This window comes from Sporosarcina sp. P2, from assembly GCF_002743255.1.
In the GTDB taxonomy this organism is placed as follows: domain Bacteria; phylum Bacillota; class Bacilli; order Bacillales_A; family Planococcaceae; genus Sporosarcina.
The window spans coordinates 51,067-74,667 of sequence record NZ_PDYY01000013.1 but is presented as its reverse complement, the minus strand read 5'-3'; the positions used below and the strand labels follow the sequence as shown (position 1 = coordinate 74,667).

The following is a 23,601-nucleotide window of genomic DNA, read 5'->3' as shown; positions in this document are numbered from 1 at the left end:
TCATACAACTTATACAAGGAACCGGCCAATTTAATATAGTTAGGGCTTTTTTAGAGATTGCAAATTTTAGCAGACAAAGGTTGTGAGAAAATGAAATCTACATTCTATTTACTCATATTGATTTCAATTATATTGGCTGTGGTTACATCTAGTTTAAATATTCATACGGATAGTAAATCTGTGATCTATGGATTGTCAGCGGTAGGTTTAATTTTAGGAGCATACTTCAGTATTAAAAAACCAAAGGAAAATAAATGATTTTGGAAAGTGTGTACTTCAACGAACGCGAGCAGTTGTTGAATAAGAATTATGCCTCAATAGGGCCATTTAGTGGAATAAAAAGGGGAGGTAGTGTTTTTAATATGAAGCGGAAATTAATGATTTCTATAAGTTTGTTTTTTGTTTTTTTACTTACGGGATGTATAGGTGAAGATTATGATTTTAACCCTCCTAACGCCTTCATTGAGAGTCAGCTTGATTTTGTTAAAGGAGAATTGGAGACTGCGAATATAAATTGGGATTCCGACAAGAAGTATACGAAAAAAACAGATGACATTGATTCCCTTGCAAAAGAACAAGAGCCATTACATTATTATTCTGGACAAAAGATGGATATAAGATTTGATAACGGGGATATAAGGATTGATAATATAAATATTTATGTAAAACAAGATGGCGAAAAAACGGAACTTCCAGTTGATAATCAAGTTTTTGAGATGCCGAAAGAAGAAGGCAATTATCTTATTGTTGTGAAGCTTGAAGCTGATAGTGGAAACACGGAATATGTAGGAAATTTTGATATTCGGGAAAGAGATGATAACCCTTATCCTCCTAGGGTTTCACTTGATAACAATTCAGATGAGGCAGATAAAGAAGAGTTAGAATCATATAAAGCAGAATGGCGAGAATACACAGTAGAAACAGATGATATGTCTTTTTTTAAAAACGGGCTAGAGCCATTAAACCATGATTCTGGCGAGCAAATGGAGATATCATTTGATCATCATAACTTTGAAATTGAGGATCTGCGTGTTTATGCGCACCATAACGACGAAAAAATGAATTTACCAGTTAAAGATAAATTCTTTAATTTGCCGGAAGAAGAAGGAGAATACATTATTGTCGTGAAGCTTCTTACGGATAAAGGTAACGCCGAATATGCAGGGAATATTATTATCGAATAATACTTCCACAATCGGGCGCGATTGTTGCACAAGTGATCGCGACTAAATCGCAATCGGGCCAATTTGCAGCATACTGATGTAAATATTAGGGGGGATTGGCGTGTGGAAAAAGGTATTAATAGTTTTCGCAATGGTAATTGGGGTATTTATGGTTTCCTTGACAATTAATAGTTTGGGCGACACGGGTAATAGAATAATGAATTTTGGAGGAGGTTTGTTGATGTTCTCGGCATCCATGACAGCTTGGCAAATGAATAGAAAAAGATAGCCGTATTCGATTATCGGGCGCAATTCTTGAAGAAGGAGTTGCGTCCTTTCCACAATAGCGCCATTTTTTTAGAAAAGGGGAGAGTAAGTTCGATAATAAAAAAACATCCTAAAAACCTTATTATCATACGATTGGTAGCGACAACATTCATACTTCTGTCTTTAATATTGCCGTACTTCGAGTTAATGGAGCATAGTACAACTCCAATTGTGATTCTCATAATACTTTTTGTTTTTTACGTTAGGGAAAATAAATATGGTGAAAAGATCGCGAGTGAATAGGTTTATACAAGAAGTTTTATACAAGAATAGGGCTCAATTCTTGTATAAGAGACCTGCATCCTATTAAGTAATAGAGCCATTTTGCGAAAAAATTATGCTTGGAGGGGAAGTAATGAAAACTACATTTCTAATTCTTGGTATGAGTATGACAATAATCTTTGGTGGAGGATTTCTTATTCGTTTAATAAGAGATTCTGACTTTTACATCGCTGAATTCATAGTAGGGATTATAGGCATAATTATGTTAATTTCTGTGTTATTTTTTAAAGGCAAATCGAAATCACCTGACAATAAATAGGGGTGTTTGCTACACGAGTAATCGCCCTAATATCGCAACCGGGCCACTTTCTGAATATAGGGTAATGAAGAAGAGGAGGGGATAATCATGCCACGTTGCACTAACTGTAATTACAAGTGGAATGTCAAAGACATAATCGCTCTTGGATTTTCAAAGAAGGGAAAAGACTGTCTCCATTGTGGTGACAGCCAATACATCTCTGTTGAATCGCGAAGGTTATTAACTTTGTGATGGTTAAGTCTACTATTTGTTCCGTTTATTATTTCTAAAATTAAATTAAGTGGAATAGATGAACCCGTTTGGTAATTCCATAAATAGACGCGATAACTAAATAAGTATTTTCCACAATCGGGCCAGATTGTCGAGTGAATTGGAAAGATAATCTAGGTGATTAGGGGTGTTATTTTGAAAAAAATGATTTTAACTATACTGCTTTTAATAAACTTATTGTATATAGCTAATTACCTTATTAATTTTGAAAGTTTCACATTAAATATTTTGTGGCTAATCTTTTTTATCGCCAGTATAGGTGTATCCCTTATTTTCCTCTTTAATTCAAAGGAAAGGTCAGATTACAGACCTTTAATCTTAGCGGTTATGGTTTTAGTAATTAGTATTGGTTCGCTAGGGTCATATGGTTTTCTATATTTTATAACACATCTTATGGGATAACTTTTTTCTCGCAAGAGGTCCAAATTGTGTATCAACAAATTTAATGGGATTGAATAAAAGTAGATGAGTTTAAGGTGATGTCGAGTATAAAAGGGCAACTACACGATTTTTGAAAAATAAAATGAATTGCTGGTATAGAAATGAGGGGAAAACGTGTTATTCTTTTTAATCTTGGTTTTAATAGTATTTGTATTCGACTTTGCAAAAATTAGAAAACAGAATCAAACAGTTATTGAACAAAATGATAAGATGATTTCTCTTTTGGAAGAAATCAAAAATAAACAATAATATTTGTGCAACTAACGGTCCATTTAATGGAATAGGTATCTAAATAGAGGTGATTCAATTGTATTTTCCAACCAAGAAAGACATTTGGTTTTTCTTAATCATTTGGGGTTTTATTCTTTTCATGATTTTAACTTACATTTTCGGTGGAGAACCTGTTGGCTGGCAAATAATCACTTATAAAAGTGTACCTGGATATATCATAGGTGCATCGATTCTAGCTTTATTAATATGGATTTGGTTTGGAACAGGTTATAAGGTTGAGGGGGAATTGCTGAAATTAAAATTTGGTCCGTATAAAAGTAAAGTACAAATCAAAGAGATCAAAAAAATCAGCAGAACAAAAAGTCCATTTACAGCGCCTGCTCTATCCGTTGACAGGTTGGATATTCTTTTTGGCAAATATGATGTGATAAATATATCTCCCAAAAATGAAAGTGAACTTATACATTCATTGTTAGCTGTAAACCCCAATATACAAATAGACAAGATTTCTTTGGAATTCAATGAAAAGTAGAGGTACTATCATTTCCATATTCGTAACGCGATTGCTTAACAGGGGATCGGGTCAAATTATTGAACACTCCTTCAATTGAATAGAAAAGGATAGTTATAGTCAATTATCATACGAGATTGTTAAAGCTGAAAAAGTGTTGGAATGGTGGAAAATATACATGTCCCAGTTATGGATATAAAACATTAGATGAAAAGCCATCCGGCACTTTCGATATTTGCGGTATTTGTTTTTGGGAAGACGATAACATTCAATTTGCTGATCCAGACTATACTGGCGGAGCTAACGAGCCGTCGTTACAAGAAGCACAAAATAATTTTATCGAATTTGGTGTAGCAGAAAACAGAAGTGGATTGGAAATCATTATATGATCAGAGATTACTATAGAATCGAGTGCGATTTTATAGTAAGGAATTGCGTTTGATCTATATAAGGACCACTTACTTACATACAGTATGTTGGAAAATTGGGAGATAATGATATGGAATTTGATTTGATTTGGATTGGATTAGGAATTGCTGCAGCTGGATATTTTGTAGGAGATGGGCTCAAAAATTTTAAAAATCCGAATGCTAAAGATAGTATCAGCGAAATCTTTAGCGATGATGATGAACACGAATTGATAAGGGAAAATAATGTTCATTACTTCATGGGGATTTCCAAAGAAGATGCGAAACACTTGATTCAAGAATATCCAAACATACCGCGCGTAGTTATAAATAATAAAATATATTACCCTAAAGCAAAACTTCGTAAATGGTTATCTGATATAGGGGCGTGAACGATCTAGTAATTTGGCCGGATTGTTTGATAGGTAAAGTCTTCAATACAAAGGGGGAGAGGTAAATGATTCTTGGATTGCATCATGCGCAGATCACAATTCCGAAAAATGCGGAAGAGGAAGGTAAGAATTTTTATTGTGATGTATTGGGATTGAAAGTAGTAGAAAAGCCAGATTCACTTACTGGTCGTGGAGGATTCTGGTTGAAAGTCGGAGACAGAGAGGTTCACGTAGGCACAGAAGACGGTTTTAACCGCTTAACGACAAAAGCGCATTTAGCTTATCTGGTAGAGGATCTCTTACATTGGAAAGGCGTGTTAGAACAACATACTATTCAAATCATTGAAGGCGTACCAATTCCAGGTTATGACCGATTTGAATTTAGAGATCCGTTTGGGAACAGAGTAGAAATGATTCAAGAATTATAAGTTCAGGGTTCAGCAAATGGAAGCAGTTGTTGAATAAACACCGTACCAGCAGCGGGGAAGCTTTGTATAAAGAATGGAGTGAGAGTTAATGGCAAGCCAGGTTTTTGGGATGATTATTCTCTGGATTATAGGACTATTCATTCTTTATCTAGTGATCTACAAAGCAGTCAAAGAAGGAATTAACAAGTCTGTAGTGGGACAGTCAATAGAAAGAACAACCGAGCCTGTAGTAAATAAAAAGTCATTTACTGATGATAATTTAGATAATTAAATGGTTTACATGCAAATGAGTGCAGTTGTGGAAGATGATTTAGTCTAAATAGGGCCAGATTAGTATGATTAAATTTGAAACGAACCGACTAGTATCACGTCTAATCATAAAAGGGGTCGGGAATAATTGGAAGATTATTTGTCGTTGTCTCCATAACTTCTATTTTCGGACTATACGGATGTGTAACCAATAACACTAATGAAGAAAATGTAAGTGGTAAACCGATTACTAATGAGTCTAAACAGGTGGATGATTTCAAAGTATCAATACATGTCGAGAAAGACCTTAATGTTTATGCCACGATTACTTATATAGGAGAAGCAGCTGAAAAGATATATATCATGGGGGAAGTATTTTTTCTTTAATATTTATAATCAGGATGTAGATGGGGAAAATAATGTTCCAGCAGAATATACTTCATTTCGTAACACAATAAAGGAATTTGACGCTATTGTATTTGTAACGCCTGAATATAACCGTTCTGTACCTGCTGTATTAAGTAATGCATTAGACGTAGGTTCACGTCCTTATGGAGCGAGTGTATGGAATGGTAAACCGGCAGCGGTTATCAGCCAATCACCTGGTAATTTGGGTGGATTTGGTGCAAACCAGCATTTACGTCAAATCCTTGTACCCTTAAATATGCCAGTGGTTCAACAACCGGAAGCTTATATTAGTAATGCTGCAGCTTTATTGGAGGAAAACGACAAAGTGAAAGATCAAGGAACTGTTCAATTCTTACAAACATTCGTTGATGCATTTGTTCATTTGATTAAGAAATATCAAGCATAAGGAAACTGCCGTTTTATGCGATTCTTTAAATAAGAATCGCTTTTCTTATTGAACTAACGGACCAGTTAACAGATATTGAAAAAGGGGAGAGAGAGATTAATTTAGAGTCCATAATTAGTTTGTTTAATATTGGTGGCATAGTATTCACGCTGTTTTTCCCTCTAGTTGATATGATACGAAACGCCCCACCCGGATCCGCACCATTTATCACTTGGTAGACGTGCTTTTTCTAAAAGGGCACCACGTTATGGAGAAAAGTTGGCAAGCAACATAAAAATCTAAACAATCGATTAGAAGAGAGGAAGTAGTATTACTTCCCTCTTTTTTTAACTGTAAATGGATAAATGATTTGGAAGACGGAATAGTTATAGCGTAAAATAGAATGGGAATCCTTGAAAACCCAAATAACGTCTATCGTCATGATCATTGAGCGATAGAGTAAAACATATTAAGGAAGGAGACTCCAATGAAAAACTTCACAAAATACTTTTTGTCTTCATTAATACTAATACTTTTCTTAACTGGTTGCAATTCCACTACCGATCAACCAAGTGAAGATGTATTCCAATACAAAGGATCATTTATTGGTGATAATAGTGCAGTCATCCATATAATTGGCCAACTGCGTTATGCCGAAAAGTTTGAGGAAGTGTCGCTTGAAACCAAAACAGAACCATATGGTATGACGATCAAGTATGAAAATATGGACGCGGCGATAGGGGAAAGTGAATATAAAGAGACAGCGGTTTACAATGCTAGTTATTTATTCGCGCTCATCGATAATGCGGAGTGGGCTAGCTTTAAATTTGGAGACTATGCCTATACAATTCATAAAACGAAATTACAAGACTGGTATGGGAAAGAGTTAAACGACTTTACGAATGAAGAAGAATTGGATGTTTTTATTCAAGAAAAATTACAAGATGACAGTGAAGTACAACAGCGGTTTGCGGAATAAAAAACGGAAAATTCATCATTGTAAGAACAATATAAGATGTAACAGAAATCCATCACTCTATGGTATACTTGCAGAAAAAATCAGGCATATTTGGAGATGGACAACGATGATACGATTTGAAAATGATTATACGGAAGGCGCGCATACGCGAATTTTGCAACGATTGATTGAAACAAATGAAGAACAAACTCCAGGATACGGTATGGATGAACATTGCGAAAAAGCTAGAGAGTATATTCGTAAAGAGTGTGAAGCGCAAGAGGCGGATGTTCACTTTTTAGTAGGGGGAACCCAAACAAATACTACTATCATCGCGTCGATTTTACGTCCTTACCAAGGCGCAGTCGCTGCGGAGAGTGGACATATCGCGACACATGAAACAGGCGCAATTGAATCTACGGGACATAAAGTACTGACTTTACCTAGCGAGGACGGGAAAATTTCAGCGGAGCAAGTAAAAGAGCTAGTGGATGCCCATTGGAATGACGCAAGTCCAGAGCACAGTGTACAGCCGGGTCTCGTGTACATTTCGAACCCTACTGAAAATGGAACGACTTATACTAAAGCGGAATTGGAAGCTTTGAATAAAGTGTGTAGGGAATGCGGATTGCCATTAATACTGGACGGTGCCCGACTTGGGTATGGGTTGGCTTCGGTTGATAATGATATTACGTTAGCAGATTATGCACGACTATGTGATGTGTTCTATATTGGCGGAACGAAAATTGGTGCATTGTTTGGTGAAGCAGTTGTCATTACCAATGATTCATTGAAAAAAGATTTTCGATATTTCATTAAACAACGGGGCGGCTTGCTTGCTAAAGGGAGACTGTTAGGCATCCAGTTTGAAACGTTGTTTGAAGATGGTTTGTACTATGAAGTTTCGAAACATGCGGTGGACATGGCGTTGATCCTTCGACAAGCATTTGTAGAGAACGGGTTTGCATTACGTTATGATTCGACAACTAATCAGCAATTCCCGATATTGCCGGAGTATGTCATGACGGAGTTGAGCAAAAAATATTCATTCACCTTCTGGGAAAAAGTCGACGCTAGCCATAGTGCGGTTCGTTTTTGTACCAGTTGGTCTACTAAGAAAGAACATGTCGACATGCTCGTCCATGATTTGCATCTGCTATGTATTACATCCTACTAGTAGCTGGTTGGTGCCACTGACAACTCAACTCTTTTTGTGAGACCTTCCCGTTTTGGGTGAGGTCTCTTTTGTGATGGTATGGCACGTAGTAGTGCCTCTAGACTGTAGATTTGTAGTATAGAAGACTATGGAATAGGGTCGTTTATTTAGAAAATGCGAGGGAATAGATAACCAAATACCTTAACGAAAAGAGGGGGAGCAGATGAAGCAATTTTTGCAGTTGGTCAGCATAGGAATTGCCGGTGGTGCCGTGTTGGCGCTACTCATGCTTGTCGTATGGGCTGTAACAGGAAATGAAGCGTATATTTTGCTGTACAATGTAGATTATTTCCCCATCATTCATGTCTTTTCGCACGTCGCTTGGTTCGGCATCGTCTTTCACTTCGTCTTTTGTATTGCCAGCGTGTTGGGGCTGTTTTACTTATTAAAATTTTTCAAATGGCAATATAACATGTGGCCGTATGTTGTGGTGTATACAGCGGGGAGCGGCGTATTGTATTTCCTTACCTTGCTAACCGATCAGCCGCCAGCAGCGGATGACGGCATGGCGTGGTTATACTGGACGGTAAGTCATTTGATTTTTAGTGTGCTCGTTGCTAGCCTAGTCATCCGATACGTTGATCGGGTTCGTGTGTAGCGTATCTGGGATTCAATTGTATGGAAAATATAATAAGTTGGATGAACTTACGGGAATCCATGGTATATTTAATAAGTCTCATAAGTAGACGCAACCGCTTATTATCCATTCCCTGTTTGCTTTCAAATGGGAAGAGAATCTTATTTATTTTACAAGCTTGGCGCTTTTCAAGGATAAATACCTTGTGCCGGACGTAAGGTGTATAGATAGTGTGTATACGCCTGGTATCCTCACTTGCGTAGCGTCGAAGTCATTTTTTCAAAAAAGGAGCCTTTACATGAACCTCATTCAAGGTCTGATCAGCTTTATCTTGCACATTGACGAGCATCTAGTCGATATTATTCAAATATTTGGCGGCTGGTCGTACGTCATCTTATTTTTAATCGTTTTCATTGAAACTGGAATCGTTATATTTCCGTTTCTACCTGGAGATTCCTTACTTTTCGCAGGCGGTGCATTTGCGGCGCTAGATGCTTTTAATATTTGGTTGCTTGTCGCGGTCTTCTTCGTTGCGGCGGTCATAGGCGATACAGTGAACTACCATATTGGACGTAAAGTGGGCATGTCGATTTCTCCTGGCAGTTGGCTAGGGAAAGTCATAAACCAAGAGAAAATGACAGCCGCGGAGGCGTTCTTTAATAAACACGGCGGGAAAACCATCCTGATTGCCCGTTTTATGCCGTTTGTCCGGACGTTCGCTCCGTTCGTTGCGGGCGCGAGCCGCATGAATTACCGGTACTTTGCTTTCTATAATGTCGTCGGGGCAGCTTTTTGGGTAGGTCTGTGCACGATGCTAGGGTATTTATTCGGAAATATTCCTATTATTAAAGAGAACTTTTCCACGGTGTTACTTGCGATTATCTTTTTATCTGTTCTGCCTGCTTTGATCGGTATGGTAAAAAGTAAATTTAGCAGTCAACCTGCAAGATGAGAAGAAACAGTTTAAGGTGCACTAGTGAAACGTTTGATGGAATAAGGGGTTCAGCAGAAAAGTAATTGGTTGTTTTATCACAATGTGTCAATGAATACCTATGCATGCTTAGTTAGTTGACATCTAAATCGGTTCAATTTATAGTGAGCCTATACATGTATACGAACACTTCCGTTAAGGGGAGTAGCTATGACAGTAAAAGTCGTCAACACAGGATGGAAGTCCTCGGCTTTACTGGCAACTAACGTTGTTTGCGAGACCTTACCAATTATTTGGTGAGGTCTTTTGTGATTGTAACAGAGACATCTAAGCCACTAATTGGTTTTGATGTCTCTTTTGTTTTTGAAAATTATAGGAGGTTACACTTTGAGTATATATCAAGAACTTGTCCAGTCGATTGTCGTGAATAAAAAGAATCGTCTGATAGACTTTCATCCGTCTATGCAGCTCGTCGGAACAGGAAGGAGTGCGTTTGTATTTCGAATCAAATTCTCGAACAAGGCGATGAAGGTATTCTTTTCAAACTTTGAGTATATTGCGAAGGAAGAAGCGGAGATTTATCGATCGCTCAAGGATATTCAGTACTTTCCACGTATTTATGAGGCAGGCGCGAATTACTTAGTGATGGATTACGTGGAAGGAGATACACTTTTTGATTGCCTAACAAATGGGCGTTTGATTACAGAAGCTCATATAGAAGAAATCGACTATGCCTTATCGTTAGCAACCGACGCAGGTTTGAATCCTTCAGACATTCATTTACGCAATATATTGATCACGCCTGACAATCGAGTGAAGCTGATTGATGTGGCGCGGTACAGACAGAAAAAAGACTGCAAACAGTGGAGTAATTTGAAAAAAGCCCATCGTCAATTTTATCAAAAACGATTCTTTTGGAAGAAAGTCCCGAGTTCGTTTTTGAATGGTGTAGCGTTCTTGTATAAAAAGGGACTCATTCCGTCATATCGATTATGAAAAGAGATTTCAGTGTTTCTATAACATGAGAATGGACTTTTCGCATACATGCACCTACACAGACTTTCATTTGTCGAATAGTATGCTGTAACGAAGAATAGATTGTTAATAAGATATCACTTTTTCACTTCACTATTATGTTCGAAATGTACGTAATAAAAACGCGTGAAAATAAGAGAAGGGGCGTGTGAAATGAGTATCCTTTTATATTTAATAATTGGTGGTGTGATGGGTTGGTTTGCTAGTCTGATCATTGGCAAAAGTGTCCCAGGCGGTGTGGTGGGGAATGTGATTACAGGTATCATCGGTGCGTGGATTGGAGGCAATTTATTTGGCAGTTGGGGACCGCGTTTAGGTGACTTTTATGTCGTCCCTACTATTGTAGGTGCGTTGATTTTTGTCATAGTCGTCAGTTACATGATGAAAGCAGCGCGGAAACATCGGTGAATAGACAGGGATGGGGGCTACCCGAAATGTGGAGGTAGCCCTATTTATTGATTGATAAACAGCATGCAACAGGATGTTTAGTTTTTGTTATGATCTGCAAAAAACGTCATCGCTTCGCTCATAAATTGTGCCAAACCTGCACCGAATTGATCGATATTCGTTGTGAAGCGTTCGTCTGCTATATACATATGCCCCAAACCTTTGAATGCTTCCAATGTGTAGTGATGGCCAGTGTGTGTATTCAAAAACTCATACCATTCTGTAATAGCTGTTTGTGCTTCAGCGGATTCAGGCGGTGTGTTTGTAAGATGTGCTAATTTCCGGTAGATGTCATTCATTTTTTCACCGACTGCTTTGTTTTCGAATGCGGTATTCGATTGTTCAACCGCTTTTGCTCCCCATAATTTTCGAGCCTCTTCTTCATAGGGATTGTGATTAAAATTAAATCCTTGAAACTTCTCTTCGTTCGACATGTCCCTCTCTCCTTTTATATACTGTGTAGTTTTATCAATAGTCGCAATCATTTGATCGATCCGTTCGCGTTTCTCAAGCAATAGTTTTCGATGTAGCTGAAGAGCTTGCTGGCGGTCAAATGACGGTTCGCTGAGAATGTTCTTTATTTCTTTAAGAGGAAATTCTAGTTCTCTGAAAAATAGTATTTGCTGCAAAGTCTCAAGGTTCCGTTCGGAGTAATAGCGATAACCCGTGTCTGTTGTCTCCTCGGGTGTCAGCAATCCGATTGCATCGTAATGATGAAGTGTGCGTACGCTAATACCGACTAAATCCGCGACTTCCTTTACCTTCATTTTCATTATCAACACCTCCTTACTATGTAGTATAAAGTGTAACGTAACGTGAGGGTCAATACAGTCAGTAGAGTTTTTTAAATAAGTAGTGCTATTCAATTCGTAGAATAATTAGATAGTTTATGGGATAATGAAGGCAATGAAGAGGGGGGTTCGTTATGGATAATCAATTTCCGATCGGAAAATTACACGTTCCTGAACAGGTGACGTTGGAAGATATTCAAAAGTGGTTACAAGAAATTGAAACATATACTACCCGATTAAGGGGAACTGTAGATTCATTGACTGACGAAGAGCTAACTAAAACGTATCGCGCAGGTGCATGGACAGTTCGTCAATTGGTACATCATATTGCAGACTCGCAGTTGATTATGTATCAGCGATTAAAGCTTGCGTTAACAGACGACCATCCAACAGTACCCGCATTTGATCAAGAGAAATGGGCTGTACTACCTGACAATGAGCTACCAGTCGAGCCTTCCATTAAGATGCTTGAAGGGATCAATGAGCGTATTGTAGCGTTAGGCAATAGTCTGACGGAAGAGCAACTACAACGAACATTTACTCATGAAGTCAACGGCGAGATTGCCGTAGCGACAAAAGTAGCGAAATTGGCTTGGCATGAAGCGCATCATTTAGCGCATATTGAGATAGCTTTGGCGAAATAATGGAAGATACGATGAACTGGCTTATCGAACTTCGATAAGCCTTTTTCTATTTTGGTTTTTATGTGTTACGTTGCAGACCCTTTTTATGTATGAGCAACAAACGAAAGTAAAGTCGTCATGTTTAATTAGCTTCACGCCAAGTTCATCTGTTCAGAATATAGTTAGCTTTTTTAAGTTGTCTGAATCATGATATAGTTAATACTAGTTTTCAAGAAATAGACTTGTGTATGTGAACAATTATATGTTGGATGATCCGAAGTGATTAAATGGAGGTTTACTGATGTTGAAGGTCGTGGTGATATTTCTGCTGGCCGGCTTGGCGGAAATCGGCGGTGGTTATTTGATTTGGCAATGGTTGCGCGAAGGGAAATCTGCACTGTTCGGATTATTCGGCGGCATTGCCTTAATTTTATATGGCGTAGTGGTCACATTTCAGACCTTTCCAACCTTTGGCAGAGTCTATGCGGCATATGGAGGCGTGTTCGTCTTTCTATCCGTATTATGGGGATGGGGAATTGATAAAAAAACTCCTGATTTGTACGATTTCATAGGAGCCGGTATTTGCCTAATTGGTGTGTCTGTCATATTATTTGCACCTAGATCGTAATAGCGATTGGCGTAAGAAAAATATTCGCTTCATTCCAAGTGAAGGCCTACAGTCTATAAGGGGAGAGCATGACGCAAAATGAAATGTTCACTATCGGGAAGTTGTGTGCCGCTGCCCAAGGGACCATTGTGACAGGTATACCGGACTCATGAAATGAATAGAAAATATAAAACGCACCCATTAGCCAGCGGGTGCGTTTTGTGTCGTTTCATTCATATACACATGACCGTCTGAAGTGGACGGAATGTGGGTCTGTTGACGTTTGGCCGAATGATACCAGCTCCTGAACAAAAGGATGATCAACACGAGATCCACCGCATCGCCTCCATAATACATAAGCATGGCCCCTGTGCGCGCTTCTTCAATGGGTACACCGGCAGGCGGATAGGCGTATAGGAATTTTGATAGAATTCCGTGTCCCGCAAGAGCCGCAATAAAGACTACAGTGCGGAAGCGGTAACTGTACCGACGAGATACAGGATCGGTGTATAAAAGAGAAATGGTAAATAGATATCCCGCAACGAACACATGCATGTGGATCAAGACATGGAGCCAAAGATGATGGTGCATGGCCGCAAACAAGCCTGTCGTGTATAACAGCCAAAGTCCGCCGATATTTAAAATGGAGGCAGTGACGGGATGTGTATAGAACCCCGCAAGTCGGCTTCTTAGCAAGGAGCTTACCATTCTTGCCTGTCGAACGGGTAATGTCCGGAGCAATAATGTCATGGGAGCGGCGAGCGCCAACAGAAGAGGACCGATCATACCGAGCAAGAGATGTCCCAACATATGCCACGTGAAGAAATCATGTGACAGTTCGGCAAGCGGTCCGACAACAGCACTTGCTGAAGCGAGTACACCCGCAATCCATAACACGATCCGTTTTCGTGGCCATTTACGCAAGCGGCTTTGCCGGTTGGAATGAAAGACAGCGCCCCCGTAGAATACGATGGCGAGCAACGCAAGCATCCCAAATAACCAATCGGTTGCACTGATATAGGAATCATGTGGCATGAGGCATCAGCCTTTCCGCCGAGCGTGCATTCCGTTGCGCGGACTTGATGAGCAACAAACCTGCCGCAATCATCAAAATAGCAGTAACGTTCCAAACGATATCATACGGAACAATGTCCACGTGATATCGGATCTGATGTATGCGCATGACCTTGTGTTGAATGGTCCCGTCATACAGTTGGAACGCACCGCCCCCGAGTAACTTGCCACCCCAGAACATCTTGTGCCATAACGCATGCCTTCTGCGCAAATCCGCCACTAAATACAACCCTCCCACTGTCGCAAACCAACTAAATGCATGAAACAAACCATCCGATACCAATCCAACCGCCACCGTAGATTTATCATAAAACTTATGCCAATGAAGTAGCTGGTGGAATACTGTCTCATCTAAAAACGCCACGAACCCGAGTCCGAATAATATACCCGCCCATAGATTTCTCTTCTGATAACTTCTTCGGTTCGTCCAGTTTTTCACTTGCAACACAGCCATCTATTACTCACTCCTTTCCTTTTATACGCAGTGTTCCCTAAAAATGCGGCATTTAAAACATGTTGCGTGGCTAGTAGAGTGGATGGGTAGACTCATAGAACGCTCTGTCTCGAAGTATGATCGGATATCCGTAGACATTGAGCGGATACACGGTCGTATAGAGCGTCTTACCGGGGTCTATGAACGGATACGCGTCGCAATAGAGCGGATGGACGAACACATAGAGCGCACTCCGCTGAAGTATGATCGGATACCTGCAAACATTGAGCGTACACACATCCACATCGGAAAGCTTTCATGATAAAAATATAGTAGCCATCCAATAATTTATGGTAACTTTTCCCGCATAATCTGCTAGAATACGAATAAAGGGAGTGAGAGCCGTGAAAATTGTTATTGCGCCTGATGCATTTAAGGGAAGCTTGCATGCAGAAGAAGCGGCCGACGCTATATATAGTGGCGTAAAAAAAGTATATCCGCACGCAGAAGTCGTCCGTTTACCGGTTGCGGATGGTGGTGAGGGGACGCTGTCTGTCCTCATGTCGTCAACTGGGGGGACGTTGCGAACCGTGTCTGTGCAAGATCCGCTTGGTCGCGCAATGGATGCGCACTTTGGTGTGCTTGGTGACGGCGAGACAGCGGTCATTGAAATGGCACAAGCGTCCGGTTTGCTGTTGCTTGCGGATCATGAACTCGATCCAATGAAAGCGTCAACATTTGGTACAGGGCAATTAATTCGTCATGCGCTTGATGCAGGTTACAGGAAAATGATTATTGGACTTGGCGGGAGTGCGACGAATGATGGGGGAACAGGCTTGCTCGAAGCACTAGGCGTTCGTTTTTTAGCCGACGAACAGGTAGTGCAGATGAATGGCTCAACGCTGTCAATAATCGATGAAATTGATATCTCGCAACTGGATAAACGTTTGCTGGAGACGGACATTCGCATTGCGTCCGACGTAGAAAATCCGTTTGTCGGTGAGCAGGGTGCGTCATTTGTTTTCGGTCCGCAAAAAGGGGCGGATGCAGAGATGGTTCTGCGTCTGGATGAAGGGTTACGTCATCTGGCGGACATGACGGAAAGGCAGACAGGCGTGCGATTGCATGAGCTGCGCGGTGCGGGGGCGGCTGGTGGAAGTGCAGGGGCATTACTTGCGTATTGTGGCGCTAATCTTAAAAGTGGAATTGATGTCGTGCTCGAAGCGATGGATTTCGCAAAGCAACTATCTTCAGCAGATTTCATCGTCACAGGGGAAGGGAAGACAGATCGGCAGACGCTTGCAGGCAAGGCATTAATGGGGATTGCCAAGCTTGCGAGAGTAGAGAATGTTCCGGTCATCGTCATTTCAGGGGCGATTGAAGAAGCGGCGCGTCAGGAACTACTGGAGTGGTTCACCGAATTGTATTCATTAGACGATGGAAAAAAATCGTTAGCTGAATTGATGGCACAAGCAGCAAAGTTATTGGAGAACAAAGCGTCAATTGTCCTGCAACATAGACAGTAGAAAATAGTTTTTTCTTATACCATGCATAGCTAGTAGGCGAGTAGGGTATAGAATCACAAGGAGGTGGTCAGATGTTTCAAGACGCGATTGACTGGCTTGTAGGGCCGGTGACTAATTTCATTTGGACATATGTTTTAATTGGACTTTTATTGGCGGCGGGTTTATATTTCACGATTCGCACGAAATTTGTACAAGTGCGCTTATTTGGTGAGATGTTCCGCCTGATTGTAGAGAAGAAGGATAACAATGACGGGGTATCGCCGTTCCAGGCATTCACAATTAGTGCCGCGTCGCGCGTAGGAACAGGTAACGTAGCTGGGGTAGCCCTAGCGATCGGAATTGGTGGGCCTGGTGCGGTATTCTGGATGTGGGTGATCGCCGTAATCGGCATGGCGACTGGATTCATCGAAAGTACATTGGCGCAAGTGTATAAAGTGAAAGATGGTGACACATTCCGCGGAGGGCCGGCGTATTACATGCAAAAAGCACTAGGCTGGCGGAAACTCGGAATTGTCTTCGCGATTTTACTGACGATGAGTTTCGGCTTCATATTTAACGCAGTACAATCCAACACCATCAGTCAGTCATTCACTGAAGTATTCGGCATTCCGAACTGGAGTGTCGGGGTTGGCTTAATGCTATTAACAGGGATTATCGTCTTCGGTGGTGTCAAACGGATTGTAAAAGTAACACAAACCATCGTACCCATCATGGCGACCTTCTATATTTTGGTAGCATTATATATCGTGATTATGAATATTTCTGAAGTTCCAGGCATTATGGTATTGATATTCGAGCATGCTTTCGGAATTAAAGAAGTCATGGGTGGCGGAATCGGGATGGCCATGATGCAAGGTGTACGTCGCGGTCTCTTCTCCAATGAAGCAGGTATGGGTAGTGTGCCAAACGCGGCTGCTACAGCAAACGTATCGCATCCGGCAAAACAAGGATTGGTACAAAGTCTAGGTGTGTTTTTCGATACCATCATCATCTGTTCTGCGACCGCATTCATCATTTTGCTAGGCGGATTGTATCAAACAGGTGAAACAAACGGTATCATCTTGACACAAAACTCCATGGCTGTTCAAGTAGGCGCATGGGCACCGTACTTCATTGCCGGTGCTATCATGTTCTTCGCCTTCAGTTCTATCATCGGTAACTATTATTATGGCGAAACAAATATTGAATTCATTCATGCCAACATCGTATGGAAACGAATCTATCAAGTTCTCGTACTGGTCATGGTATACTTCGGTGCAATCGCAAAAGTACAAGTTGTATGGGATATGGCCGACCTATTCATGGGACTAATGGCCATCATTAACTTAGTCGTCATTCTACTACTTGGTAAAATTGCCTTTAAAGTACTGGACGACTTCACTAAACAACGTAAAGCCGGCAGAAATCCTGTCTTCAAGTCAGCCAGCATCCCTGAATTAAAAGGCGCGGAATGTTGGGAAGAAACAGCGGAAAAAGCAGAAGATCGTTTGTAATGGGGTGGTTTGTGGATGTGAGGGATATGATTTTTAATCTTTAACTTATTACCATGTATAAATTAGGATTGTAGCGGAAATCCCTTATCCACACAAACCATTTAGTCAAGAAGTAAAAAGTTTGATATACTATAAAATACTGAATAACAAAAATCGAATCGTAGTTCAGAAGAAGGATTCTGAACTTCGGTTCGATTTTTGTTTTGCATGTTTGAACACAACATGTTAGGGTTATATATGAATCAACACACTATATATAGTGTGTAACAGCAAATAGATGAATTGGTACCCACCACGTTTAAAAGGGAATCCGCCACTAACGGAGCTGCCCCCGCAACTGAGGGCACGGACGACTATCTTATAAAACCACTGCTTCGGCGGGAAGGAAAGATGGAAGAACGATGTGCCAGCCAGTAGACCTGCCAGTCATCTCAGCAAAACATTCTTCGGGGTTGGAGAGTGAAAGCACAAAGCAGTCTTATTTCAGTCTGCCTAAAACTTTCCGCGATCTACTAAGCGTCAATTGACGACTCCCGATTTTATTGGGAGTTTTTTTTATTTAGTACATAACCGAATTAATTAACTAAAGGGAGCGGATATCATGGCTATTATTCAAGAAACTAAGGGACTTAATCAAGTGTTGGAAAACTTACAAGAAGAATTCGGCAAGAAACAAATGGAGCCGTTAATCGAAGCGAGTGAGAAATTCCAGGAGCGCCACCCGGCTAGCACGGCAACTGAATGGACGAACGCGATGGTGCTGGAGTCTTTAAGCCGTATTGATGAAGCAAATACGTATTGGACGTTTGTAGCGGCACGAATTTATTTATTCGACGTCTATGCAAAGCAACAAGCATTGCGTGGGGCGGATGCTTATACCGACTTTGCGAAAAATGTAGAACGCTTGGTGGAACAAGGTTTATATACACCTGTTCTGACAGAGAAGTACAGCCGAGATGAGCTTCAGGAAATCGGTAAGCTACTCGATCCTTCCCGTGATCTATTATTCACATATATCGGTTTGAAAACATTGGTAGACCGATACGTAACCGTAAACTTTAAGAAACAGCCAGTGGAGCTGCCGCAAGAGCGCTGGTTGATCATCGCGATGACACTAATGCAAGACGAAACAGTAGATCGCATTCATAAAGTTGGCGAAGCGTATTGGGCGATGAGCAATTTGTACATGACGGTTGCGACACCTACATTATCGAATGCAGGCAAGATGCACGGTCAGCTATCCAGTTGCTTTATCGATACAGTGGATGATTCCTTACAAGGAATTTACAACAGCAACACCGATATCGCAAACTTGTCGAAATTTGGTGGCGGCATCGGCGTCTATATGGGGAAAGTTCGTTCTCGTGGTGCATCGATTCGCGGTTTCGAAGGCGCGTCAAGCGGTGTTCTTCCATGGATCAAACAGCTGAACAATACGGCAGTCAGTGTCGATCAACTCGGTCAACGTCAAGGTGCCGTAGCCGTTTATCTCGACGTATGGCATCAAGATATCTTCACATTCCTTGATCTCAAGCTCAATAACGGCGATGACCGTTTACGTGCACATGACATTTTCACAGGCGTTTGCTTGCCAGACTTGTTCATGGAGAAAGTCGAGTCCCGTGAAGACTGGCATTTATTCGATCCACATGAAGTCCGCACGAAAATGGGCTATTCATTGGAAGACTTCTATGATGAAACGAAAGGACAAGGAACATTCCGCGAGAAGTATGAAGAATGCGTCCGTAATGAAGATTTATCACGAGAGACGGTTTCAGCGATTGAAATCATGAAACGTATTCTGCGTAGCCAGCTCGAGACGGGAACACCATTTATGTTCTATCGTGATGAAGTAAACCGCATGAATCCGAATAAGCATGAAGGAATTATCTATTCTAGTAATTTGTGTTCAGAAATATTACAAAATATGTCAGCAAGTACACATGAGTCCGTAACACTAGAAGACGATATGGTCGTCACACGCACAAAGCCAGGTGATTTCGTCGTATGTAACCTGTCATCGATTAACCTTGGAAGAGCAGTAACGGCAGACGTGCTAGACCGTTTGATCAAAATTCAAGTGCGTATGCTCGACAACGTCATCGATCAGAACCAAATCCCAGTTGTACAAGCGCAACGCACCAATGCACGCTATCGTGGAATTGGACTCGGCACATTCGGCTGGCACCATTTACTCGCGTTGAAAAACATTCAGTGGGAATCGGACGAAGCGGTGGATTTCGCAGACGAGCTATATGAAAATATTGCGTATTTGACAATTAAAGCCTCAATGGAATTATCAAAAGAAAAAGGCGCGTATCCATTATTTGATGGATCGGACTGGCAAACGGGTGAATACTTTGAGCAACGCGAATACGATTCAAATAAATGGCGTGAACTGCGCATGGATGTGGCAATGAACGGTATGCGTAACGGCTATTTAATGGCAGTCGCACCGAACAGTTCGACATCGGTTATCGCAGGCTCAACAGCGTCAATCGACCCAGTATTCAAGCCGTTTTACCATGAAGAGAAGAAAGACTATAAATTACCGGTCATTGCACCGGATTTGAACCACAACACGTATGACATCTACCGTCGTTCAGCTTACATCGTCGACCAGCGTTGGTCGATCAAGCAAAACGCCGCTCGTCAGCAGCATATCGATCAGTCGATTTCATTCAATATTTATGTACCGAACTCGATCCGCGCATCTGTGATTTTGGATTTGCACTTGCAGGCATGGAAATCGGGCATGAAAACCACGTACTATATGCGTTCAACTGCAGCGGAAATTGAGGAGTGTGAGTGGTGTCATTCTTAATCGCCTATGCTTCCTGGAGCGGCAACACGCAGGAAGTAGCGGAATTGATTACAGAAATTCTCCAAAGTGAAGGCGTCGAAGTCGATACTCATCGTATCGGCATCGGTGTCCTCCCTGATATTAAAAAATACGACGCGTTTTGTATTGGTTCATTCACATGGGAGAAAGGTGCAACACCGGATGAAGTCAAAGATTTCGTGGCGGACATCGGCTATAAACCCGAGCTCGTCTATGTCTTTGGAACAGGGGATACCCAGTTTGGAGGTGATGAATTATTTTGCAAAGCCGCAGACAAGCTGGCGAAATTCTATCATTCACCTTTTGAACCATTAAAGATTGAGCAAAGCCCACGCGGCATACAAGAAAAAACCGTTACGAATTGGACGAAAGGAGTGCTCGAACATTGGCGACACTTACAAGAGTAAAAGTATTAAATCCTGCAAACCCGAACAAGGCAACAGCTATTTTCGGTGGGGAAGCAAGCGGCATTCTAAACTGGAACGACCTCGCGCATCCCCATTTCTATACATTACGTCAGCGAATCCGTTCCCTGTTCTGGACAGCGAATGAAGTTGACATGACGCAAGACGTCAAGCAGTTCTCGAGCCTGACGCAAGAAGAACAATCCGCATTCCTAAAAATTATCGGCCTACTGGCTACACTTGATGGTCCACAAACTGTCATCGCAATGAAAATCGCCGACTTCACAACGGATCCTTCCGTCAAGTCGATTCTCGCGACAATCGCAGACCAGGAAAGCGAACATAATCACAGCTATGCGTACGTACTTTCATCAGTCACGAACTTGGACAAGCAAATGGCAGCTTTCGAAATGGGGCGTACAGACGAAGTATTAATGAAGCGAAATGAACGAATTGTAGATGTCTACAATGAATTTGCGGAGAACCCGACAATTGAAACGGTTCTAAAAGCGATGGTGTATACGACATTACTAGAAGGCCTATTCTTCTACAGTGGCTTCGCATTCTTCTATAACTTGGCACGCCATCAAAAAATGGTCGGCACCTCCACAATGATTTCGTACATCAACCGTGACGAACTACAGCATGGTAAAGCCATCAGCGATATCTTCCGTGCAGCTTTAGCTGAAAATCCAGAGTACAACACAGACGAGTTCACGGAATGGATCTATGACCAATTCCGTCACTCCGTCGAGCAAGAAGTCATCTGGAGTCGCTATGTATTAGCAGGGATCGATGGCCTTGAGTTGGATGAGATGGAAGGCTACGTGAAGTATCGCGCCAATAAAATGTTACGCATGCTTGGCTTAAGCGAAATTTATCCAGAGTTTACAGATAATCCAATGAAGTGGATCCGTGCGTACGTCGATAACTTTGACGATACGAAAACGGACTTCTTCGAACAAACGAGCCGTCAATATGTGAAGACTAGTGATTTGAACGGCTTTGATGATTTGTAATAAATAAAGGGAGGGGAATCCGTGACGGGTTCCTCTTTTTTATGCGTGGAGGATGGGGAGAGCACCGTTTTCGTTAATTGAAGTCGTTTATACGTATGGCTGAGCGCTCATACTTCCACGCTATCCGCTCATAAATTTCTCCGCCCGCTCTATGATCCCTCGAAACCGCTCTATCCCCCCCAGTTAACCGCTCAATGAAGACCCGCAGCCGCTCTATCCATCTAGTTGACCGCTCTAACCTCACAAAAACAAAAAAACCAAGCGGATTGAAGTCCGCTTGGTCGTTTCATTACTATAAAATTACTTCTGAGCTTCTACAGTCTTGTGCATAGTTTTGTTTTTCGCAAGATTCACGTGCCAAGATAGCGCTTCTTCCAAGATGTGTGGAGTTTGTCCGCCAACTTGTTCAACTGCTCTATTGTAATAATCACGTAGCTCTTCCTTGAAGTCAGGGTGAGCACAGTTCTCGATCAACAATTCTGCTTTCTGTCTTGGAGCCAAGCCGCGAAGATCCGCGTACCCTTGTTCTGTGACGATTACGTCTACATCGTGCTCCGTGTGGTCCACGTGAGAAGAGAAAGGTACGATGGATGATACGTCTCCGCCTTTTGCGTAAGACTTCGTAACAAAAATCGCGATGCGTGCGTTACGAGCGAAGTCACCAGATCCGCCGATACCGTTCATCATACGTGTTCCGCTAACATGTGTAGAGTTAACGTTTCCGTAGATGTCTAGCTCAAGCGCTGTGTTGAATGAAATGATACCCAAACGACGGATAACTTCCGGGTGGTTTGAGATTTCTTGAGGACGGAATACAAGTTTATCACGGTATTTAGCGATATCGTCTTTGAAGCTGTCCAAACGCTTTTTAGATAGAGTCAATGAAGTAGCAGAAGCGAATTTCACTACGCCGTCATCGATCAAGTCGAAGATTGCGTCTTGAAGTACTTCAGAATAGACTTCGATATCTTTAAACTCCGAATTTCTCATACCGTCAAGTACTGCGTTCGCAACTGAACCGACACCTGATTGAAGAGGCATTAGTGTTTCATCCATACGGCCCAATTTGATCTCGTCACGGAAGAAGTTCAACAAGTTGTTTGCAATCTCTTGTGTCTCTTCGTCTGGAGGAACGATAGGGGAAGGAATATCACCTTTCTCCGTTAGAACGATTCCAACTACCTTTTCAGGATCTACTTTGATTCCTGGTGTACCGATTTTATCTGTTGCACTGTATACAGGAATTTCTTTACGTTGGTTTTGAGCATCTGGGATGTAGATGTCATGTAAGCCTTCAAACTCCATAGGAGCGTTAACATTCAATTCGATGATGACATGCTTCGCTTCTTGAACGAAAATAGGAGAGTTACCTACAGAACCAGTTGGGATGATATATCCTTCTTCTGTAATAGCAGCTGCTTCAATGATTGCATAGTCAATTGGTCCGATTACGCCTTGGCGAATCCATTCAGCTGTATGGGAAAGGTGCTGATCGATATAGAATGAGTCACCTGAGTTGATTTTGCCACGCATTGCTGGGTTACCTTGGTAAGGAACACGTAAGTTGATTACGTCTGCATTGGCCATCAATTCATCAACGTTCGGACCCATTGAAGCGCCAGTGAAAACGTTTACTTTGAAGTCCTCAGTTTTTCCTCGTTCTGCCAATGCCAATGGAACCGCTTTCGCGTCTCCGGACAAAGTAAATCCACTCAGACCTAGAGACATTCCATCCTCGATCCAAGAAGCTGCTTCTTCTGCTGTAACAATTTTATCTTTCAGTGCTTCACAACGAAGTACCTTATTTAATTCGTTTGCCACGGTATCATCCACCTTACCTTTCATTTTGTATATAATTCTATCATTTATATA

24 protein-coding genes and 1 riboswitch are annotated in these 23,601 nt (G+C 41.4%); of the genes, 20 read left to right on the top strand and 4 right to left on the bottom strand.

Annotated features, from left to right (window positions below):
- Positions 1-296 precede the first annotated feature (296 nt).
- From CSV67_RS13585 to CSV67_RS13515, 13 genes are all read left to right on the top strand, one after another.
- The gene (locus CSV67_RS13585) at positions 297-1,184 is read left to right on the top strand and encodes a hypothetical protein (protein WP_158232945.1); all 888 of its coding nucleotides are present in this window, start codon (positions 297-299) and stop codon (positions 1,182-1,184) included.
- Between the two features lie 1,865 nt (positions 1,185-3,049).
- Positions 3,050-3,505: a PH domain-containing protein gene (locus tag CSV67_RS13570; protein WP_099632131.1), complete on the top strand. Its 456-nt coding sequence runs from the start codon at positions 3,050-3,052 to the stop codon at positions 3,503-3,505.
- Between the two features lie 125 nt (positions 3,506-3,630).
- Positions 3,631-3,873, top strand: coding sequence for a CPCC family cysteine-rich protein (locus CSV67_RS13565; RefSeq protein WP_099632191.1), 243 nt, complete (start codon positions 3,631-3,633; stop codon positions 3,871-3,873).
- A 110-nt stretch (positions 3,874-3,983) separates the two neighbouring features.
- Positions 3,984-4,283 (top strand): DNA-binding protein, encoded by a 300-nt coding sequence (locus CSV67_RS13560; protein WP_099632130.1) that lies wholly within the window; start codon positions 3,984-3,986, stop codon positions 4,281-4,283.
- 65 nt (positions 4,284-4,348) lie between these two features.
- Positions 4,349-4,711: a VOC family protein gene (locus CSV67_RS13555; protein ID WP_099632129.1), complete on the top strand. Its 363-nt coding sequence runs from the start codon at positions 4,349-4,351 to the stop codon at positions 4,709-4,711.
- A gap of 109 nt (positions 4,712-4,820) precedes the next feature.
- Positions 4,821-4,982 (top strand): hypothetical protein, encoded by a 162-nt coding sequence (locus tag CSV67_RS13550; RefSeq protein ID WP_369803185.1) that lies wholly within the window; start codon positions 4,821-4,823, stop codon positions 4,980-4,982.
- Positions 4,983-5,306: 324 nt separating this feature from the next.
- Positions 5,307-5,774: an NADPH-dependent FMN reductase gene (locus tag CSV67_RS13545; protein WP_099632127.1), complete on the top strand. Its 468-nt coding sequence runs from the start codon at positions 5,307-5,309 to the stop codon at positions 5,772-5,774.
- 466 nt (positions 5,775-6,240) lie between these two features.
- Entirely contained in the window at positions 6,241-6,732 is a 492-nt protein-coding gene (locus CSV67_RS13540) for a DUF4825 domain-containing protein (RefSeq protein ID WP_099632126.1), read from the top strand.
- A 106-nt stretch (positions 6,733-6,838) separates the two neighbouring features.
- On the top strand, positions 6,839-7,888 hold the full coding sequence (locus tag CSV67_RS13535) for a threonine aldolase family protein (protein ID WP_099632125.1): 1,050 nt from the start codon (positions 6,839-6,841) through the stop codon (positions 7,886-7,888).
- Between the two features lie 202 nt (positions 7,889-8,090).
- Entirely contained in the window at positions 8,091-8,525 is a 435-nt protein-coding gene (locus tag CSV67_RS13530) for a hypothetical protein (protein WP_099632124.1), read from the top strand.
- A gap of 277 nt (positions 8,526-8,802) precedes the next feature.
- Positions 8,803-9,456, top strand: a complete 654-nt coding sequence (locus CSV67_RS13525; protein WP_099632123.1) for a DedA family protein — start codon at positions 8,803-8,805, stop codon at positions 9,454-9,456.
- A 366-nt stretch (positions 9,457-9,822) separates the two neighbouring features.
- Positions 9,823-10,431, top strand: coding sequence for an RIO1 family regulatory kinase/ATPase domain-containing protein (locus tag CSV67_RS13520; protein WP_099632122.1), 609 nt, complete (start codon positions 9,823-9,825; stop codon positions 10,429-10,431).
- 192 nt (positions 10,432-10,623) lie between these two features.
- On the top strand, positions 10,624-10,878 hold the full coding sequence (locus tag CSV67_RS13515) for a GlsB/YeaQ/YmgE family stress response membrane protein (RefSeq protein WP_099632121.1): 255 nt from the start codon (positions 10,624-10,626) through the stop codon (positions 10,876-10,878).
- A 77-nt stretch (positions 10,879-10,955) separates the two neighbouring features.
- Here the strand turns inward: CSV67_RS13515 and CSV67_RS13510 are convergent, their stop codons facing one another.
- Positions 10,956-11,690, bottom strand: coding sequence for a MerR family transcriptional regulator (locus tag CSV67_RS13510; RefSeq protein WP_099632120.1), 735 nt, complete (start codon positions 11,688-11,690; stop codon positions 10,956-10,958).
- 152 nt (positions 11,691-11,842) lie between these two features.
- Here CSV67_RS13510 and CSV67_RS13505 point away from each other — a divergent pair, with 152 nt between their 5' ends.
- Both CSV67_RS13505 and CSV67_RS13500 read left to right on the top strand, forming a co-directional pair.
- Positions 11,843-12,352, top strand: coding sequence for a YfiT family bacillithiol transferase (locus CSV67_RS13505; RefSeq protein WP_099632119.1), 510 nt, complete (start codon positions 11,843-11,845; stop codon positions 12,350-12,352).
- A 280-nt stretch (positions 12,353-12,632) separates the two neighbouring features.
- Positions 12,633-12,959 carry a YnfA family protein gene (locus CSV67_RS13500; protein ID WP_099632118.1) on the top strand — a complete coding sequence of 109 codons (327 nt, stop codon included), beginning with the start codon at positions 12,633-12,635 and terminating at the stop codon, positions 12,957-12,959.
- A gap of 180 nt (positions 12,960-13,139) precedes the next feature.
- On the opposite strand, the gene CSV67_RS13495 is transcribed toward CSV67_RS13500, so the two are convergent.
- Positions 13,140-13,973, bottom strand: a complete 834-nt coding sequence (locus CSV67_RS13495) for a cytochrome c oxidase assembly protein (protein WP_099632117.1) — start codon at positions 13,971-13,973, stop codon at positions 13,140-13,142.
- On the bottom strand, positions 13,963-14,466 hold the full coding sequence (locus tag CSV67_RS13490) for a DUF2243 domain-containing protein (RefSeq protein WP_099632116.1): 504 nt from the start codon (positions 14,464-14,466) through the stop codon (positions 13,963-13,965). Before CSV67_RS13490 ends, CSV67_RS13495 begins: the two co-directional genes overlap by 11 nt.
- Before the next feature lie 383 nt (positions 14,467-14,849).
- On the opposite strand from CSV67_RS13490, the gene CSV67_RS13485 reads away from it, so the two are divergent.
- The 5 genes from CSV67_RS13485 to CSV67_RS13465 all read left to right on the top strand — a co-directional run bounded on the left by CSV67_RS13485 (position 14,850) and on the right by CSV67_RS13465 (position 21,729).
- Positions 14,850-15,971, top strand: a complete 1,122-nt coding sequence (locus tag CSV67_RS13485) for a glycerate kinase (RefSeq protein ID WP_099632115.1) — start codon at positions 14,850-14,852, stop codon at positions 15,969-15,971.
- A gap of 71 nt (positions 15,972-16,042) precedes the next feature.
- Entirely contained in the window at positions 16,043-17,464 is a 1,422-nt protein-coding gene (locus CSV67_RS13480) for an alanine/glycine:cation symporter family protein (protein WP_099632114.1), read from the top strand.
- 266 nt (positions 17,465-17,730) lie between these two features.
- A riboswitch (cobalamin riboswitch) is annotated at positions 17,731-17,905 on the top strand.
- A gap of 160 nt (positions 17,906-18,065) precedes the next feature.
- Positions 18,066-20,288, top strand: coding sequence for a ribonucleoside-diphosphate reductase subunit alpha (locus tag CSV67_RS13475; RefSeq protein WP_099632113.1), 2,223 nt, complete (start codon positions 18,066-18,068; stop codon positions 20,286-20,288).
- Positions 20,276-20,713 carry a flavodoxin gene (locus CSV67_RS13470; protein WP_099632112.1) on the top strand — a complete coding sequence of 146 codons (438 nt, stop codon included), beginning with the start codon at positions 20,276-20,278 and terminating at the stop codon, positions 20,711-20,713. The genes CSV67_RS13475 and CSV67_RS13470 overlap by 13 nt, the downstream gene beginning before the upstream one ends.
- Positions 20,692-21,729 (top strand): ribonucleotide-diphosphate reductase subunit beta, encoded by a 1,038-nt coding sequence (locus CSV67_RS13465; protein ID WP_099632111.1) that lies wholly within the window; start codon positions 20,692-20,694, stop codon positions 21,727-21,729. The genes CSV67_RS13470 and CSV67_RS13465 overlap by 22 nt, the downstream gene beginning before the upstream one ends.
- 300 nt (positions 21,730-22,029) lie before the next feature.
- Here the strand turns inward: CSV67_RS13465 and CSV67_RS13460 are convergent, their stop codons facing one another.
- Positions 22,030-23,574: a succinyl-CoA:acetate CoA-transferase ScpC gene (locus CSV67_RS13460; RefSeq protein WP_369803184.1), complete on the bottom strand. Its 1,545-nt coding sequence runs from the start codon at positions 23,572-23,574 to the stop codon at positions 22,030-22,032.
- Positions 23,575-23,601 lie beyond the last annotated feature (27 nt).